The organism is Embleya sp. NBC_00888 (genome assembly GCF_045207655.1).
Lineage (GTDB): Bacteria > Actinomycetota > Actinomycetes > Streptomycetales > Streptomycetaceae > Embleya.
The window spans coordinates 1946148-1962168 of record NZ_CP108784.1 but is presented as its reverse complement, the minus strand read 5'-3'; the positions used below and the strand labels follow the sequence as shown (position 1 = coordinate 1962168).

The following is a 16021-nucleotide window of genomic DNA, read 5'->3' as shown; positions in this document are numbered from 1 at the left end:
ATCGATGGCCATCCGGGTGCTGATCGCCGACGACCAGATGATGGTGCGCGAGGGTTTCTCGGTCCTGCTCGGCGCGCAGCCCGGGATCGACGTGGTCGGCGAGGCCGTACACGGGCGGGACGCGGTCGAACAGGTCGCCGTACTGCGCCCGGACGTGGTGCTGATGGACGTGCGGATGCCGGTGCTGGACGGGCTGGCCGCGACCCGCGAGATCACCGCCGACCCGGGCAACACCACCCGGGTCCTGGTGCTGACCACCTTCGACCTGGACGAGTACGTCTACGAGGCGCTGCGCGCGGGCGCGAGCGGATTCCTGCTCAAGGACGCCTCGGCGGTGCAACTCGCGGACGCGGTGCGGGTGGTGGCGGACGGCGAGGCGCTGCTCGCGCCGACCGTGACGCGCCGGCTGATCGCCGAGTTCGCCCGACTCGGCCCGCCCGAGGCCGGACCGCGCGGCCGGGTCGAGCGGCTCACCGAGCGGGAGACCGAGGTGCTCGCGCTGATCGCGCAGGGGTTGTCCAACGCCGAGATCGCCGCGCGGTTGGTGGTGAGCGAACAGACGGTCAAGACGCACGTGAGCCGGCTGCTGGCCAAGCTGAACCTGCGCGATCGCACCCAGGCGGCGGTGTTCGCGTACGAGAACGGCGTGGTGCGGGCGGGCGAGGGGCGCTGATCCGCACTCGGCCGGGTTCGTGGCCGCCGCCCGGTCCTGCTCTCGGGGCGCCCGGTCGTGCGCTCAGCCGGCCGGCGCGGTGCCGCGCTCGTAGGTGTCGATCAGCCGGGTCAGGTGGACGCCGGCCAGCAGCAGCGGCTGCTCGCTCCGGCTGACCTGCGCGGCCAGTTCGGCGCCCTCCAGGGTGCTGATCACGGTCTGCGCGAGGCCCTCGGCGTCCGTCTCGGCCAGGCCGACCTCGACCAGCCGCACCCGCACCAGCTCCCGCCAGTGTGCGAACGCCTCGGCCGCGGCGGCCTGGATGTCGGGCGCGCCGGTCGCGGTGCCGAGCGCGGTCGCGGTGACCGGGCAGCCGTCGACCCAGTCGGACGCGCGCAGCCCCTCGGCCAGACTGCGGGTGAGCTCGCGGATCGCCGCGCCCGGGTCCGGCTCGGCGGCCAGCACGTCGCGCAGGACGTCGGCGAACTCGCCGTCCCCGTGCCGGATCGCGGCGACCGCCAACTCCTGCTTGCCACCCGGGAAGAAGTGGTACATCGAGCCGAGCGTGGCGCCGGCCTCGGTGGAGATCTGCTTGATCCCGGTGCCGTCGTAGCCCTGTCGCTGCATCAGCCGCGAAGCCGTGCGGACGATGCGTTCGCGGGTGCCGAGCGGGGTCGTCCCGGCGGCGGGGGCGACCGACTCGTGCTGCTGCGCCTTGGTCTTCACGCGGCGAGTTTATCGGATAGAGCGTTCGTTCCAGATTGGATAGAGCGTTCGCTCTAGTGGTGTGCTACATTCCTGGGACTGGATAGAGCGTTCGTTCTAGTCCATGCATCGCGAGATCCTTGGAGTACTCATGGGCGACAAGCAGGCGGCCGGCGAGCAGGCGGTCACGGTCATCGGTCTCGGCCCGATGGGACAGGCGATGACCCGCGCGTTCCTGGCCGCCGGTCATCCGGTGACCGTATGGAACCGGACCGCGAGCAAGGCGGACGCGCTGGTGGCCGAGGGAGCGGCGCGGGCCGCCACGATCGAGGCCGCGTTGGCGGCGAACGAGCTGGTGGTGTTGAGCTTGACCGACTACGACGCGGTCCACGCGATCCTGGAACCGGCCGCGGCGGCGCTGTCGGGTCGGGTGCTGGTCAACCTCAGTTCGGACACCCCCGCGCGGGCCAGGGCGGGGGCCGAGTGGGCGGCGGGGCACGGCGCCCGGCATCTGACCGGTGGCGTCCAGTCGCCGCCGTCGGGCATCGGCTCGCCCGAGATGTCGACCTTCTACAGCGGCCCGGCCGACGTGTTCGAGGCACATCGGGACACCCTGGCCGTGCTGACCGGGACCGACTACCGAGGCGCGGACCCCGGCCTTGCCGCACTCCTGTACCAGCTTCAGATGGACATCTTCTGGACCTCGATGACCGCCGCCCTGCACGCGCTGACGGTGGCGCGGGCGAACGGCATCTCGGCCGCCGAGTTCCTGCCGCACGCGTCGGCGACGGCCGCGTCGGTACCGGACTTCCTCGCCTTCTACGCGCCGCGTCTGGACGCCGGGGAGCACGGCGGCGACGTGGACAACCTGGCGATGGGCCTGGTGAGCATCGAGCACGTCGTGCACACGACGCTCCAGTCGGGGGCGGACGCGACGTTGCCGAGCGCGGTTGCGGAGATCTTCCGGCGGGCCATCGAGGCCGGGCACGCGAAGGACAGCTTCACCAGCGTGAGCGAGGTCTTCCGCTCGGCCTGACGGGGGCGGGGTGGGGGCGGACGGCTCGGCCGGGCCCGGCCCGGTCGGGCGGGCCGGGTCATTCGTGCGATCCGAGCCATCCGGGCCCTTTCGAGCGCCGGAACCGCGGGTCCCGGGCGGGCCGGTCGCCGGTCACGGCCGGCGCAGCGGCAGCAGGCAGCGTGGGTCGGGGGTGCGCAGCGCCATGCCCAGCGGGCTCAGCGCGCCGGTTCCGGGGGTCCACCGGAAGGCGGCGACCGCGTCCGCGTCGGGCAGGGCCGCGTAGAGCACGTCGCCGACGAAGGCCAGATCCTGCGGGGCGGCGCCGCCGGCGGGGAGGTCGGACATCGGGTGCGGGGCGGTTGTGGCCAGGGTGGTGATCGTGCCCGGGCCCCGGTTGGCCGCGTACACGTGCGCGCCGTCGGGCGCGGCGACGATGGCCGAGGGCAGGCCCGGCGCGGCGAGCGGATGCCGGGTCAGGTCGGGCAGGGCCAGGATCGCCGGGTCGAGTTCGCCGAGCAGCCAACGGCCGCTCAGGTGGCGCGGCCCGGTGCCGGTCGGGACGCGGTGGGTGGAGCGCAGCCGCAGGCGGCCCGCGCTCAGGTGGTAGGTGAGCAGGACGTCGCCGCCGAGGTCGACGACGGTGAGCGTGTCCCGGTCCTCGAACACGATCTGGTGCGGGTGCGCGGCGGATTGCCGTTCCGGGTGCGCCCGCGAGCCCGGGCCCGGGAGCGCGATCTGCTCGGTCACCTCGGCGAGCGCGCCGTGCGCGTCGAGGCGGTACACGAGCAGATCGCCGGTGCCGTAGTTGGCGACGAGCAGGTGCCCGCCGGCGGGGGACACCGCGACGTGGCACGGGATCGAGCCGCGTGAGGAGACCCGTTGCCGGAGCCGGGGGTGCCGGCCCGGCTCGAGCACGGTGATCGTGCCGTCGAGCGCCTCGTCCACGCCGTAGACCAGGTCCAGGCGCGGGTGGCCGGCCGCGTACGCGGTGCGCACCGACACCGGTGGGCCGGTCTCCACCAGCGCACCGGTGTCCGGATCGGCGGTGCACACCACGGTGGTGTCACCGCCGACCAGAACCGGCACCCGGCTCGGCGGCACGGGGTGATTCCTCGCCGAGCCGGGCGGTGTGCGGGCGTCCTGACGATGCATCAGAACGCGTCCCCCAGCCAGTGCGTGGCACCGGGGGCGGTGACCGTGGCGCGTACCCGTGCCCGGTCGTTCTGGATCGGCCGGGCCAGACCGAAGTCGGTGTGGCCGGTGCTCACGTCGGTCAGCACGGCGCCGATCGCCCGGGTGAGCGCCGCGTCGATCGGCACCCGCAACGTCACCACCGTGCCCGGGCCGCCGAGTTCGTACAGCGCCTCGCGCAACAGCGCGGGCAGCGCGTACGGACGGCCCGGGCCGTGGGCGAGTTCGACCACTTCGCCGGTGTCCGGGCGGATCACCGCGTAGTCGCCCTGCTCGGTGGCCAACACCCGGGCGGGCGACGCGTACCAGTGCGGGAAGCGGTGTGCCCAGTCGGCCGACGAACGCACCGTGGTCAGCGGCCGGTTCGCGTTCGAGGCGGCGTGCGTCGTGATCATCCGGGGCAGGTCGGCGGGCCGCGCCCGGCGCACCCGACGATCGCCCCACGCCGCCTCGGACCCGGCCACGCCGCGCAGATACGGCGTCGGGAAGGTCTCCCAACCGGATCCCGTGTACACGCCGGGCGTGCCGCTGAACATCAGCGACCACGCGCAGCCGTACCGGGTCATGTCGTCGATCGCCACCGCGAGCAGTCGGCGGATCAGCCCTCGGCCGCGGGCTCGGGGCGCACTGGCCACGCTGCCCACACAACCGACCACCTCGACCCCGCCCGCCGCGTCGCGGATCGGGCGGGGCTGCCAGTGCAGGACGGCGTCGATCGCGCCGTCGTCGGCGGCGACGACCAGGGTGCGCTCGTGCCGGCCCGGGTCGTGCGCGTGCAGCGAGGGCAGGCCGGGTGCGTCCGGGAAGGCCACCGCCCACAGGGCGCGCAGCGCCGGATCGTCGGCCGAGGTGGTGGTGCGCGGTTCCATCTCAGATCGCCAGGTTCCCGGTGGTGACCACCCGCGGGCCGTCCGTGGGCAGCGCGGTCCGGGTGACGCCGTCCTCGACGCACGTGGTGTGCAGCGCCGTGGACGCGCCGGCGAACGCCTGCGGGCGCAGTTCCAATCGGCCGCCGGTGAACCGGGTCCCGGTGGCCACCCAGTGGTTGACCCCGGATTCCAGCCGTACGTGGGCGCCGTCGGTGGTGGACGCCGCGTCGTGCAACTGCCAGCGTGCGACGCCCGTTCCGGCGGCTCGGGACAGCAGCGCACCGGCGCCGTTGCCGCCGGTGATCCGGGTGCCGGCGCTTATGTGCACGCTCTGGTCGCGGACCGCGGAGAGCACCACGCCGGTGTCGGTCAGCGTGCTCGCGGTCAGCCGCAGCACGGCCGCGCCCACCTCCAGCGGTGCGGCCGCGGGCGAGGCCCCGACGATCGTGCACCCGTCGAAGTCGACCTCGCCCGAACCGCGCAGGATCGCGCCGTCCACGCCGGTGAACGTGCAGTCCCGAAAGTGCACGGTGTTGGTCACCGGCGTCTGCACCAGCACCTGCTTCGCGGGCAGGTGGAACGTGCAGCCCTCGATGACGTTCGGCCGGGTGGAGCGGGCCGAGCGCCGGCCGATCGCGAAGGTGTGCGCGACGCAGCCGCGCATTTGTACGCCATCCGCGTTGACCTGGAGGGTGCCGCCCGGGTCGAACGTCGGTCGGGGGATCACCCGGACGTTCTCCAGGGTCAGGTCGGTGATCTTCGTGCCCGCGACGAACCACGAGCACACGTGGTCGCGCACGGTGATGCGTTTCGCCGAAGTTCCCCACAGGACACCGGAGTTCGCGATGTCCATCAGTCCCGAGTTGCCCTCGAAGAGCAGGTCGTGCTCGTACTGCCCGTGCGTGGTGAACGGGTTGCCGCCCTGATCGTCGCCGTCGCCGTGGCAGTTGACCACGTGACAGTAGGCGGACGCGGTCAGGTCGTTCAGGTGTCGGGCGTTGCTGGAGACGCAGTCCTCGACCCGGCCGTACAGGCAGTAGATCTGCTGGGTCAGGTAGCCCGCGCCGCCGTACATCACCGTCGGCGGGTTCTTCAGCGAGGAGCGCGCGGTGTGGAAGTGGGTGCACCAACGGCGCATGATCACCGGCCAGAACGACCCGGTGGCCTCGATCCCGATCACGTCGCAGCGCACCGCGTACTCGTAGGCGACCGGGTGCGAGCCGGTGTACTCGTCGTCGGCGGGGCCGGCGCCGAAGAACACCATGTTGCGGACGTCGGCGCGCCGGACCGGTTCGACCCGGGTCCAGGTGATGCGGCGTCCGGCGGCCAGTTCCCAGCCGTTGAGGTAGTCCACCCGGATGTGCTTGCCGTCGACGATCTGGGTGATCTCGACCAGCTTCTGCAACTCGCGCTCATAGGTGCCGCCACCCGCGATCGGGTCGATCTCCACGGTCCACCACTCGCCGACCTTGAACCTGCCGGAGTCCGGCACCGGGAAGGCGTCGGTGAGTTCGATGACGGTCTCGGCCAGCGGGTACGCGACCACCGTGTCGGTGACCTTGCCCTTGAAGTACAGGACCGCGCCGAACGGGTTGTCGTGGGTGTTCTTCTCGATGCCGGTGGTGCGGACGGTGTGTCCGCCGAAGTCGAGGACGATCCGGGAGCGGCCGAAGGTGTGCCGCTTGACGAAGAGCAGGTCGCTGTGGGCCTCGATCCGGTGGATGTACGGGTCGTCGACCATCGCGTCCAGCGCGGCGTCGGCGGGGACCTTGTCGTCCAGGATGCCGAACCGGCGGAAGTCCATCACCCCGTCGTGCACCTGGATCCACCGACCCTCCCGCTTGGGCGAGCCGATCGTGTGCACCGTGCCGCCGTTGGCGGGCAGTTTCGAGCGCGGGTCCCAGCGCACCACCATGCCGCCGCCGTCGCCCGCCGCGTGATAGCCCGCCACCGAGACCATGGTGTCGGCGGGTAGACGGCGGGTTTCCAGATCCAAGAGGGCGGCGATCGTCGGCACGCTGTCGGAGGGTTCGCGGCGCCCGCCGTCGCGGTTGTCGTCGGGGGAGGCCGAGGCGGTACCCGCGGCCGCCGTGCCGGCGAGCAGCAGCCCGCCCAATCCACCCGCGGCCAACAGGCGGCGGCGGGACGACGAAGGGGAAGAACCGAGTGAGGACATGGGGGTCCCGCTCACTTTCTCGATCCGTGCACGAAGGGGTATGCGGGGCGTCCGGAGCCGGACCCCCGGAGTGGGGCCGATCCGGACGCGCCGGTGAGTCAGAGCGAGTTGCGGTATGGCGGCATGTGGCGCATCCGGGGCATCTGGTCGGCGAGCACACCGCCGTCCACCACGATCCGGGTGCCGGTCACGTAGGACGCGGCGGGTGAGGCGAGGAAGACCACGGCGCCCGCGCACTCGTCGGGCGTGGCGTACCGCCCGAGCGGGATGCGTTCGCGGTAGGCGGCCTCGAACGGCTCGCGATCGAGCGGGAAATCGCCGTCGATGGGGGTCTCGACCATGCCCGGGGCCACCGCGTTGACGGTGATCCCGTGCGGGGCCAGTTCCACCGCGAGGCTTTGCACCAGCAGGTCCACACCCGCCTTGGAGGCGTTGTAGTGGGCCAGACCGGCCTCGGCCACATGTGCGTTCTTCGAGGTCACCGCGATGATCCGGCCCGGCACGCGGTCCGCGATCATATGCTCGGCGACCCGTTGGGAGAGGAAGAAGACCGCATCCAGGTTCACCGCGAGCACCCGGCGCCAACTCGCCACGGTGATCTCGTTGAACCGCTCCAGGGCCGCGGTACCGGCGTTGTTGACCAGGATGTGCAACGGGCCGACCTCGGCCCGCAGTTCGTCCACATAGCCGGCCAGCCCGGCGGTGTCGGCCAGGTCGAACGGCCGGATCCGGGCGGTCCGGCCGCAGGCCTCGACCAGGGCGCTCGTCTCGGTGAGGTCCACGCCCGGACGGTCGGTGAGCACGACGTCGGCGCCCGCCGCCGCGAGGGCGACCGCGAACGCCCGGCCCAGACCACCGGCGGCGCCGGTGACCAGGGCGGTGCGGTCGGTGAGCGCGAAGCTCGCGCCGGGCCCGCCGACCGGCACGACGCCCGGCCCGCCGGGCGCCGAGGGGCCGGTCACGACAACCCCAGCAGGGGCAGCGCGTCGCGGAAGATCATCTGCTCGACCGCGTCCCGATCCAACGGCGGCAGACCGGGGATGCCCGGCACGGCGGCCACCGCACGCAGACCCGCCACCGACGCGTCCACCGTGGTGAACGGGTAGTCGCTGCCGAACAGCAGCTTGTGCAGCACGCCGTAGTCCTGGGCCAGCCGCAGGCTGTGCCAAAGCTGGAACGGGCGGTAGTGCAGCGCGCTGACGTCCGCGTACAGGTGTGGGTGCTTGCGGATCACCGCGATGCACTCGCCCTCGAACGGATGGCCCAGGTGCGCGAGCACCATCCGCAGTTCGGGATGGCGGATCGCGACCGGATCCAGCAACCGGGGTTGCGCGTAGGCGATCGGTGCCGCCGAGACGAACGTGGTGCCGGTGTGCACCAGGATCGGCAGGCCGTTGCTCTCGGCGTAGGCGAACAGCGGGTCGTACTGCGGATCCCCCGGGTCGAAGCCCGCGTACATCGGCATCAACTTGATTCCACGCAGGCCCAACTCCTGGTGACCGAACCGTAGTTCGTCCTGCCAGCCGGTCTGGGTCGGGTCGATCGACAGATAGCCGATCAGTCGATCGGGCTGCTCGGCCACGTATTCGGCGACCGCCTTGTCCTCGACCCACAGGCCGCTGCGCCGGGCCTTGCCGCCGACCACGACGGTCCGGGTGTCCGCCGGGCTGGACGCCGCGTAGTCGGCCCAGCGCACGGTCAGGTCGACCTCGCCGTCGTGCGCGCGGGCCGAGTCGGCCTTGAACACGTCGTCGAAGTCGCAACACTGGCGGAACAGATGGGAGTGCACGTCGACGATGCCCGAGCGGCCGGCGCTCATGTGCGGTTCCTCTTCTCCCAGCCGTCCGAGAACATGTTCCAGAAGCGGTGGGTGGGCGGGTGTTCGGCGAACACGTCGTCGTCCAGCTCGACGCCGAAGCCCGGCGCGGTCGGGATCTCCACGTGCCCGTCCGCGGTCACCGGCAACGTGCCGCGTACCGCGTCGAAGACGAACGGCTCCAGCAGCCCGTCGAACGTCTCCAGGATCTTGAAGTTGGTGATCCCGAGCGAGGCGTGCACGGAAACCGTGGTGCACAGCGGCGAGTTGGAGTTGTGCGGGGCGACCATGACGCCGTGCGTGTCGGCGATCGCGGCGATCTTGCGCACCTCGGTGAGTCCGCCCGCCATGGACAGGTCGGGCTGGATGATGTCCACCGCGTTCGTGGCGAACAACTGCTTGTACTCGTAGCGGTTGTGGAAGTGCTCGCCGCCGGAGATCGGGAACGGCGCGCGGGCACGCAGTTCCGCGTAGCGCTCGATGTGCGTCCACGGCATCGGCTCCTCGAGCCAGCCGATGTCGAACGGTTCCAGAGCCCGCAGCAGCGCGGACGCGGTGGTCATCGCGAATCGCGCGTGGCCCTCGATGAACAGGTCCACGTCCGGCCCGATCGCCTCGCGGACCGCGCCGACCAGCTCGACCGACTGGCGCAGTTCGGCGCGCGAGAGCTCGTGCAGGCCGGCCCCGAACGGGTCGAACTTGAGTGCCGAGTAGCCCTTGGCCACGGTCTCCTTGGCCTTGGCCGCGAACACGTCGGGCTCGCGCTCGCCGTTGTACCAACCGTTGGCGTACACCCGGACCCGGTCGCGGCAGGCGCCGCCGGTGAGCCGGTACACCGGGACACCCAGCGCCTTGCCCATCAGGTCGTGCATGGCCTGGTCGAAGCCGGACAGCGCGATCCCGCCGACGTCTCCGCCGCGCAGGAAGTCGCCCTGGTACAGCCGCAGCCACAGTTCCTCGGTGTCGAACGGGTCGGCGCCGATCAGGTGCCGGTTCGCCAACGCCTGGGCCAGCGCGGCCGTTTCGGCGACCCGGTAGGGGTGGGTGATCTCGCCGACGCCGGACAGGCCCTGGTCGGTGTGCACGCGCACGTAGCCGAAGTCGCGCCACGCGGTGCCCAGGAGCAGCGTCTCGACGTGGGTGATCCGGCCGGCCGGGCCGGTGGGTCGGGTGCGGTCGACGACCAACATCAGCGTGCCGTCCCTTCGATCGCGCCGCCCATCGTGGACGTGCCGGCCAACTCGTCGATTCCGCCGTCCTTGATCGCGTCCTGTACGGCCAGTTCGGTCGCGGCGATCAGGTGGTCGACGTCCGCGTCGGTGTGCGCGTACGAGATGTGGCTGCGCTTGAGGTTCAGTGGCAGCTCGAACACGCCGTGCTCCAATAGCCGGCGGCGGTAGCCGATGAACAGGCCGGCGTCGTTGGCGAGCAGGTCGTCGTAGCTGCGCGGGACGCCGCCGGACATGAAGTAGGTGACGAACACCGAGCCGTAGCCGGTGACCACGGCCGGGATGCCCAGCCGGGTGTACATCTCGCCCAGGCCGGTGCGAACCCGCTCGCCGAGCCGGAACACGTGCTCGTGTACCGGCTCCTCGCGCAGCTTGCGCAGCGTCTCCAGGGCGGCGGCGACCACCCACGGGTGGCCGTTGTAGGTGCCGGCGAAGAACGCGGGGGCGCCGGGGAGGGTGCTGAACTGGTCCATCAGGTCGGCCCGGCCGCCGAGCGCGCCGACCGGGGCGCCGTTGGCGATGGCCTTGCCGAAGGTGGTGAGGTCCGGGGTGACGCCGGCGATCTTCTGGTAACCGCCGAGGTCGTGTCGGAAGCCGGTGATGACCTCGTCGAAGACCAGCACCGAACCGTGTGCGGTGCATCGTTCGCGCAGCGTGGCGAGGAATTCGGGGTCGGGCAGCAGGCAGCCGACGTTGTGCGGGATCGGCTCCAGGATCACCGCGGCGATGGCCGCGCCGTGCTCGGCGAACGCGGTGCGCACCGCGGCCGGGTCGTTGAACGGCAGGACCAGGGTGGCCTCGAGCACCTCGGGCAGGATGCCGGTCGAGATCGGGTCGTGTGCGCCGACCGCGTCGGGCGAGGAGATCACGTTCAGGCTCACCGAGTCGTGCCAACCGTGGTAGCAGCCCTGGAACTTGACGACCAGTCGGCGACCGGTGACCGCGCGGGCGACCCGCAGCGCGTGGAAGGTGGCCTCGCTGCCGGTGCTGGTGAGCAGCACCTTCTCCACCGAGGGGACCAGTTCGACCAGGGTTTCGGCGAGGGTGATCTCGCCCTCGGTGACGGCCACGCCGGTCAGGTCCAGGCGGCCCGCCGCCTCGTGCACCGCGCGCCGCACGTCCGGGTCGTTGTGGCCGAGCAGCGGCGGGCCGAACGCGGAGTGGTAGTCGGTGAAGACGCGACCCTCGGCATCGGTGAAGTTCGCGCCGCTGGTGTTGGTGACGACCAGCTCGGTCAGGCCCGGGATCCGGCGCTGACCGCTGTTCACCCCGCCCGGGATGACCCGAAGGGCTCGGGCGGGAAGGGAGTCGGTGGCGGCTGTGCCGACACTCATCGGTGGGCTCCTTGCGTCGTTCGTGACCGTTCGGATCCGCGGCCCTGCCAGGCCTTGGATCACCGGCGCCATCCGCCTTCGGCACGCGTCGCAGGTGTTGCGCTTGCTCTACACCGTGTTTTCTGAACACTGTTCGACAGGACCGAACAGTTCCAGACCTTACATTTGGATGTACGAGGCAGTCAAGGGGTCCGGACCGGTAATGTGTTCTGCTATGTCGAACAGCGTTAACGAGAATGTCGAGGAGTCGAAGTACTGGGTGAAGTCCGTCGCCCGGGCCGCGGACATCCTCGAGGTGCTCTCCACACGTGGCCCGGGGGACGGCATGAGCGTCACCGAGGTCGGTCAGGCCTGCGGGATCTCCAAGAGCGCCACCTTCGGACTGCTCCAGACCCTGCGCGGCTACGGCCTCGTCTCGGACGACGGGGAAGGGATGAATCGGCGCTACCGGCTCGGGATGGGCCTGGCCCGGCTCGGCGATCGGGCCCAGTCGCAGGTGTCCCTGCGCGATGTGGCCCGGCCGGTGCTGGCCGAACTGACCAGGGAGACCGGCATGGCCGCGCGCTTCGCGGTGCCCGAGGGCGGGCTCGCGGTGGTCGTGGACCAGGTCGGGATAGAGCAGCGGGTACGCCTGGACCTGCGCATGGGGGTGCGCGAACTGCCGCACTGCACCGGACTGGGCAAGGCCATCCTGTCCGCGCTGCCCGAGGCCGAGGCGCGCGCGGTGATCGAGCGCTCGGGCCTGCCCCGGCGCACGTCGCACACGATCACCGACACCGCGACCCTGCTCGCGCACCTGCGCGACATCCGGCAGACCGGCTACGCGCTGGACGACGAGGAGGACGCGGACGGGATCTTCTGCATCGGCAGCCCGGTCCGCGACCACCGGGACCTGTGCGTGGGCGCGATCAGCATCACCGGCCTCAAGCTCGACCTGCCGGGCTGGCGATTCCAGGAACTGGGCCGCCAGGTGCGGGCCGGCGCGCTGCGGGTCAGCCGCGAGTTGGGCAGCACGGAGAGTGGCGAGGGCGAGGTGGACGCCGGCTGAGAAATGCCGGTGAACAATCGGACCGATGGGGTCGCAACGGGACAATACGCCGCGACCCCATCGTGTTCCCCCGATCACGGACGATGAAAGTCCGCCATGAGGTCTTGACCAGGAACGTCGGGCGGGTCTACGTTCCTTGACTCATCAGGGCCCGCACGTTCGCTGCCACGAATCGTGCCCGGTTTCCGGCCCTGGGGTCGACGGTCCGTCACCGGACCCACGCGGCCCACCCCAAGCCATCCGCCGCGCGTTTCCCACCCGTTGGGAACGCCGCATCGGCACGTGTCACGGGAAGCGTCCTCACCCCCCTGCCGCCGAAGGCCGAGGTCCCGATGAGCACGTCCCCCGAAACATCCACCGCCGCCACGACCCCGTCGGGCGCGCCCGCGTCCTCCCGCCGCCGCCTGCTCGCCGCGGGCGGCCTGGGCGGTCTGCTCCTGGCCGGCACCGCCGCGACGGGTACGGCCGCCGCCGCCTCGTCGGCGTCCTCGTCCTCCGACGATCGACACGAGGACGGCAACGTCCCCACCGGTGTCGCCACCGTCGCCGCGCTGCTGCGCCTGGAGACCCGTCGACTGGCCCCGAACACCATCGTGGTGGTGGCCGGGTATCACGCGGCGGGCGACGGCGGCGGCATGGTGGTGCGCTGGGACCCGCGCGCGAGCCTGCCGGTCAACGGCGGGACCGTATTGGCCAACCCCTCGCCCAAGCGGGAGGGTCGGTGGATCCAGGTGCACGACGGGGTGATGGACTTCCGCCGGTTCGGCATCCTGGACGACAAGGTCCCCGCCGACGCCGCGCTGGACGCGATGGTCGACGACCCGTACATCCACCGGATCGAGGCCCACACCGATCTGCTCTTCGTCAAGCGGCACACTTTCGGCCGCTCCCGGATCGTCCTCGACTTCGGCGGACACACCGTCCGTACCACCGGCATCGAGAAGAACACCCACGACAACCCGTTCGGCGCGGTCCTGTACTTCAAGGGCAAGGTCACCGACACGGTGGTCAAGGCCAAGCTGTCCCAGCCGATGCCCGACCTGGCGGACGTCTTCGAGGTACCGGACAGCGCGGCCTTCAAGGTCGGCGACTGGTGGGCGGTCACCATCGACCCGGAACCGGGCAAGGGCAAGTACGAGCAGGAGGTGCAGCGCCTGGTCGAGATCACCCGGCTCGTCGACGCGACGCACATCCGGGTCGGCTACAAGATCGGCTGGGACCTCGCCGCCGGCCGTACCTTCACCTGGACCCGGATCGAGCCGGTGGACCGCGCGCACGTGCGCAACATGGTCTTCCAGGGCATCCAGGACGGCGACCAGTACACCGGGTCGCACCCGATCGCCTACGAGTACACGATCCGCTGCGACGTCGAACACGTCGACGCGGTCGGCACGTTCTGGCCGGTGGTGATGCGCCGCTGGTGCACCCACTACCGCACCCGGGCGTGCTCGCTGAAGAACCCGGCCAGCGTCACGTGGGGCGGCGCGGGCTACCTCACCCAGCAGATCTACTGCCTGTACGGGCACGTCGAGGACTGCCACGTCGCGAACAGCCGGCACCTCAACGACCTGACCGCGTCCGCCTACTGCTACGTGACCAACTGTCACGGCGACGGCGACGACCAAGGCCCGTTCGTGACGCACGGTCAGTTCGAGCACGACCTCGTCTACACCGGCAACTCGGGTCTGATGACCTTCGCCAACTCCGGTGCCGCGTGGGGCTCGGTGGCCAAGCGCATCACCGTGCGCAAGCACGTGTGCTCGTGGTTCGTGGCCCGGGTCAAGATCACCGACCTGACCCTGGAGGACATGCAGGTGATCGGCAAGCCGGCGCTGGCCGGCTCCGGGATGTTGTGGGTCAACGCGGACGGCGTGCAGATCCGCGGCTGCACCGCCTCGGGGCCGCTGATCGTGTCGCAGGTGTCCAACCGTTCGCAGCGCGCCAACGTGATCGCCGACTCGACGTTCACGCTCGGCAAGGACGCCGAGATCACCCAGGCCAACGTGAGCGGCGAACTGCACCTGCACCGGGTCACCCTCAAGGGCCTGGACAACGCGAGCCTGAAGAACGCCGGGCGGCTCGTGCTCACCGACTGCACGCTGGTGGGCACACCGACCGCCGCGCCGACCACGGTGACCGGCCCCGCGCTGAGCGTGGCCGGCGGCGAACTGCGGGACAGCGGCCTGCGGTTCGCGGGCACCGGCGACCAGAGTGTGGCGCTGTCGCGGACCCGGCTCGGCGGCACCAACGCGGCCCGCGCGCTGCTGTCGCGCACCGGCGGCGCCCGCACCGTCTCCTGGCAGTTGGACGGCTGCGTGTCCACCGCCGCCGACCCGGCCACCGCACACGTGCTGGTCACCGACGGACCCAACCGCTATCGCGCGGGCGGCAGCACGTTCACCGGCGGTCGGCTCGAACTCGCCGGCGCGGCCTTCGGCGGCAACAGCGCGCTGTTGCACGGCGGCTGCGTCGAGGACGGCGTCACGCGTACCGCACTGCCCGACGAGGGCCCGCGCGTCGCGCACACCGCCGGCAACCAACTCCTCTGACCCGCCGTCACCCAGGGCCCGCGGCACGCTCGTACGCGCGGCCACCGTCGTATCCGCAACACCCTCGCACCACGGGAAGCACCATGACCTCCCCCAGTTCGACCATGAACACCGGCCGACCGGCCATCACCGACCGACCCGTACGGGTCGCCCTGGTCGGTGCGGGCAACCGAGGCCTGACCTACACCGATTGGATCCATCGGCACCCCGACCGCGCCGAACTGGTCGCGGTGGCCGACCCGCGCGCCTCCGCCCGGGAAGCGTCGGGCGCGAGCGTGCAGTTCGAGGACTGGCGTGCGCTCCTCGACGAGCGGATCGCGGACGCGGTGATCGTGGCCACCCAGGACCGCGAACACGTGGAGCCGATCCTGGCACTGGCCGGGGCCGGCTACGCGATCCTCACCGAGAAGCCGATGGCCGCCACCGAGGCGGACTGCCGGCGGATCGTCGACGGTGTCGCCGCGGCCGGCGTCCCGTTCGCGGTGTGCCACGTGCTGCGCTACACGCCCTACACCGACCTGGTGAAGGGCGTCCTGGACTCCGGTGTGCTCGGCTCGATCGTGAGCCTGGACCTGCTGGAGCCGGTCGGCTGGTGGCACTACGCGCACTCGTACGTGCGCGGACCGTGGAGCCGGGAGGCGGACTCCTCGCCGATGATCCTGGCCAAGTCCTCGCACGACCTGGACTGGATCGGGTACGTCACCGGCGCCCGGATCGAGACGGTGGCCAGCTTCGGCGGCCTCGCGCACTTCAAGCCGGAGAACGCGCCGGTCGGTTCGGCCCGCAACTGCCTGGACTGCGCGGTCGAACCCGACTGTCCGTACTCGGGTCCCAAGCTCTACTTCCCGGCGCTGCGCCGGACCGGCGACGCGTGGCCGATCAACCACGTCACCGACGCCGCGCACGGGCCGCAGGATCAGGCCGAGTTGGTCCGGGCGCTGCGCGAAGGCCCGTACGGGCGCTGCGTCTACCACTGCGACAACGACGTGGTGGACCACCAGGTGGTGGCGATGCAGTTGTCCGGCGGGATCACCGCGACGTTCACGATGACCGCGTTCACCGAGCAGACGCACCGCCAGGTGCGGATCTTCGGCAGCCACGGCTGGTTGCGCGGCGACGGCGAGCAGGTCACCGTGCACACCTTCGCCGACGACCGGGTGGTCACCCACGACGCGGGTGCCTCCGGGTCGAACGCGGCGGACGGACACGGCGGCGGCGACACCGCGCTGATCGACGCGTTCGTCACCGCGCTGGCCACCGGCGACCACGCCCACATCCGTTCCAACGGCGTCGACTCGCTCGGCAGCCACCTTGCCGCGTTCGCCGTCGAACGCTCCCGACACGGCGGCAACACCGAGGCCGTACCCGCGAGTTGAGCGACGCCCCGTTCGGTTGAGCAACCCCCGAGCCGGTCCGGCCGCTCGAGCCGTCCCG

The 16021-nt window shown here is 71.4% G+C and carries 13 protein-coding genes; 5 read left to right on the top strand and 8 right to left on the bottom strand.

The features are described 5' to 3' along the window. Nucleotides 1-4: 4 nt before the first annotated feature. A complete protein-coding gene (locus OG948_RS07675; protein ID WP_406294889.1) occupies nt 5-673 on the top strand; it encodes a response regulator in 669 nt (222 codons plus the stop codon). Between the two features lie 63 nt (nt 674-736). Here the strand turns inward: OG948_RS07675 and OG948_RS07670 are convergent, their stop codons facing one another. Continuing rightward, nucleotides 737-1378, bottom strand: a complete 642-nt coding sequence (locus tag OG948_RS07670) for a TetR/AcrR family transcriptional regulator (protein WP_406294888.1) — start codon at nt 1376-1378, stop codon at nt 737-739. Nucleotides 1379-1508: 130 nt separating this feature from the next. On the opposite strand from OG948_RS07670, the gene OG948_RS07665 reads away from it, so the two are divergent. Then, a complete protein-coding gene (locus OG948_RS07665; RefSeq protein ID WP_406294886.1) occupies nt 1509-2393 on the top strand; it encodes an NAD(P)-dependent oxidoreductase in 885 nt (294 codons plus the stop codon). 132 nt (nt 2394-2525) lie between these two features. On the opposite strand, the gene OG948_RS07660 is transcribed toward OG948_RS07665, so the two are convergent. The 7 genes from OG948_RS07660 to OG948_RS07630 form a co-directional block, all read right to left on the bottom strand. Beyond that, complete coding sequence (locus OG948_RS07660; RefSeq protein ID WP_406294885.1) at nt 2526-3527, bottom strand: lactonase family protein; 1002 nt, start codon at nt 3525-3527, stop codon at nt 2526-2528. Further along, on the bottom strand, nt 3527-4435 hold the full coding sequence (locus tag OG948_RS07655) for a GNAT family N-acetyltransferase (RefSeq protein ID WP_406294883.1): 909 nt from the start codon (nt 4433-4435) through the stop codon (nt 3527-3529). Before OG948_RS07655 ends, OG948_RS07660 begins: the two co-directional genes overlap by 1 nt. A 1-nt stretch (nt 4436) precedes the next feature. Continuing rightward, nucleotides 4437-6626, bottom strand: a complete 2190-nt coding sequence (locus tag OG948_RS07650) for a peptidase C14 (RefSeq protein ID WP_406294881.1) — start codon at nt 6624-6626, stop codon at nt 4437-4439. Between the two features lie 83 nt (nt 6627-6709). After that, nucleotides 6710-7537: an SDR family NAD(P)-dependent oxidoreductase gene (locus tag OG948_RS07645; RefSeq protein ID WP_406300197.1), complete on the bottom strand. Its 828-nt coding sequence runs from the start codon at nt 7535-7537 to the stop codon at nt 6710-6712. A gap of 32 nt (nt 7538-7569) precedes the next feature. Further along, complete coding sequence (locus OG948_RS07640; RefSeq protein ID WP_406294879.1) at nt 7570-8430, bottom strand: amidohydrolase family protein; 861 nt, start codon at nt 8428-8430, stop codon at nt 7570-7572. Beyond that, nucleotides 8427-9617 (bottom strand): mandelate racemase/muconate lactonizing enzyme family protein, encoded by a 1191-nt coding sequence (locus OG948_RS07635; protein ID WP_395863654.1) that lies wholly within the window; start codon nt 9615-9617, stop codon nt 8427-8429. Before OG948_RS07635 ends, OG948_RS07640 begins: the two co-directional genes overlap by 4 nt. Next, nucleotides 9617-10990, bottom strand: a complete 1374-nt coding sequence (locus tag OG948_RS07630; protein ID WP_406294878.1) for an aspartate aminotransferase family protein — start codon at nt 10988-10990, stop codon at nt 9617-9619. Before OG948_RS07630 ends, OG948_RS07635 begins: the two co-directional genes overlap by 1 nt. A 214-nt stretch (nt 10991-11204) precedes the next feature. On the opposite strand from OG948_RS07630, the gene OG948_RS07625 reads away from it, so the two are divergent. The 3 genes from OG948_RS07625 (at nt 11205) to OG948_RS07615 (ending at nt 15963) form a co-directional block, all read left to right on the top strand. Then, a complete protein-coding gene (locus OG948_RS07625) occupies nt 11205-12038 on the top strand; it encodes an IclR family transcriptional regulator (protein WP_395863658.1) in 834 nt (277 codons plus the stop codon). 332 nt (nt 12039-12370) lie between these two features. Then, nucleotides 12371-14587, top strand: a complete 2217-nt coding sequence (locus tag OG948_RS07620; protein ID WP_406294877.1) for a peptidase C14 — start codon at nt 12371-12373, stop codon at nt 14585-14587. A gap of 83 nt (nt 14588-14670) precedes the next feature. Beyond that, on the top strand, nt 14671-15963 hold the full coding sequence (locus tag OG948_RS07615; RefSeq protein WP_406294876.1) for a Gfo/Idh/MocA family protein: 1293 nt from the start codon (nt 14671-14673) through the stop codon (nt 15961-15963). The last annotated feature ends 58 nt before the right edge of the window (nt 15964-16021 follow it).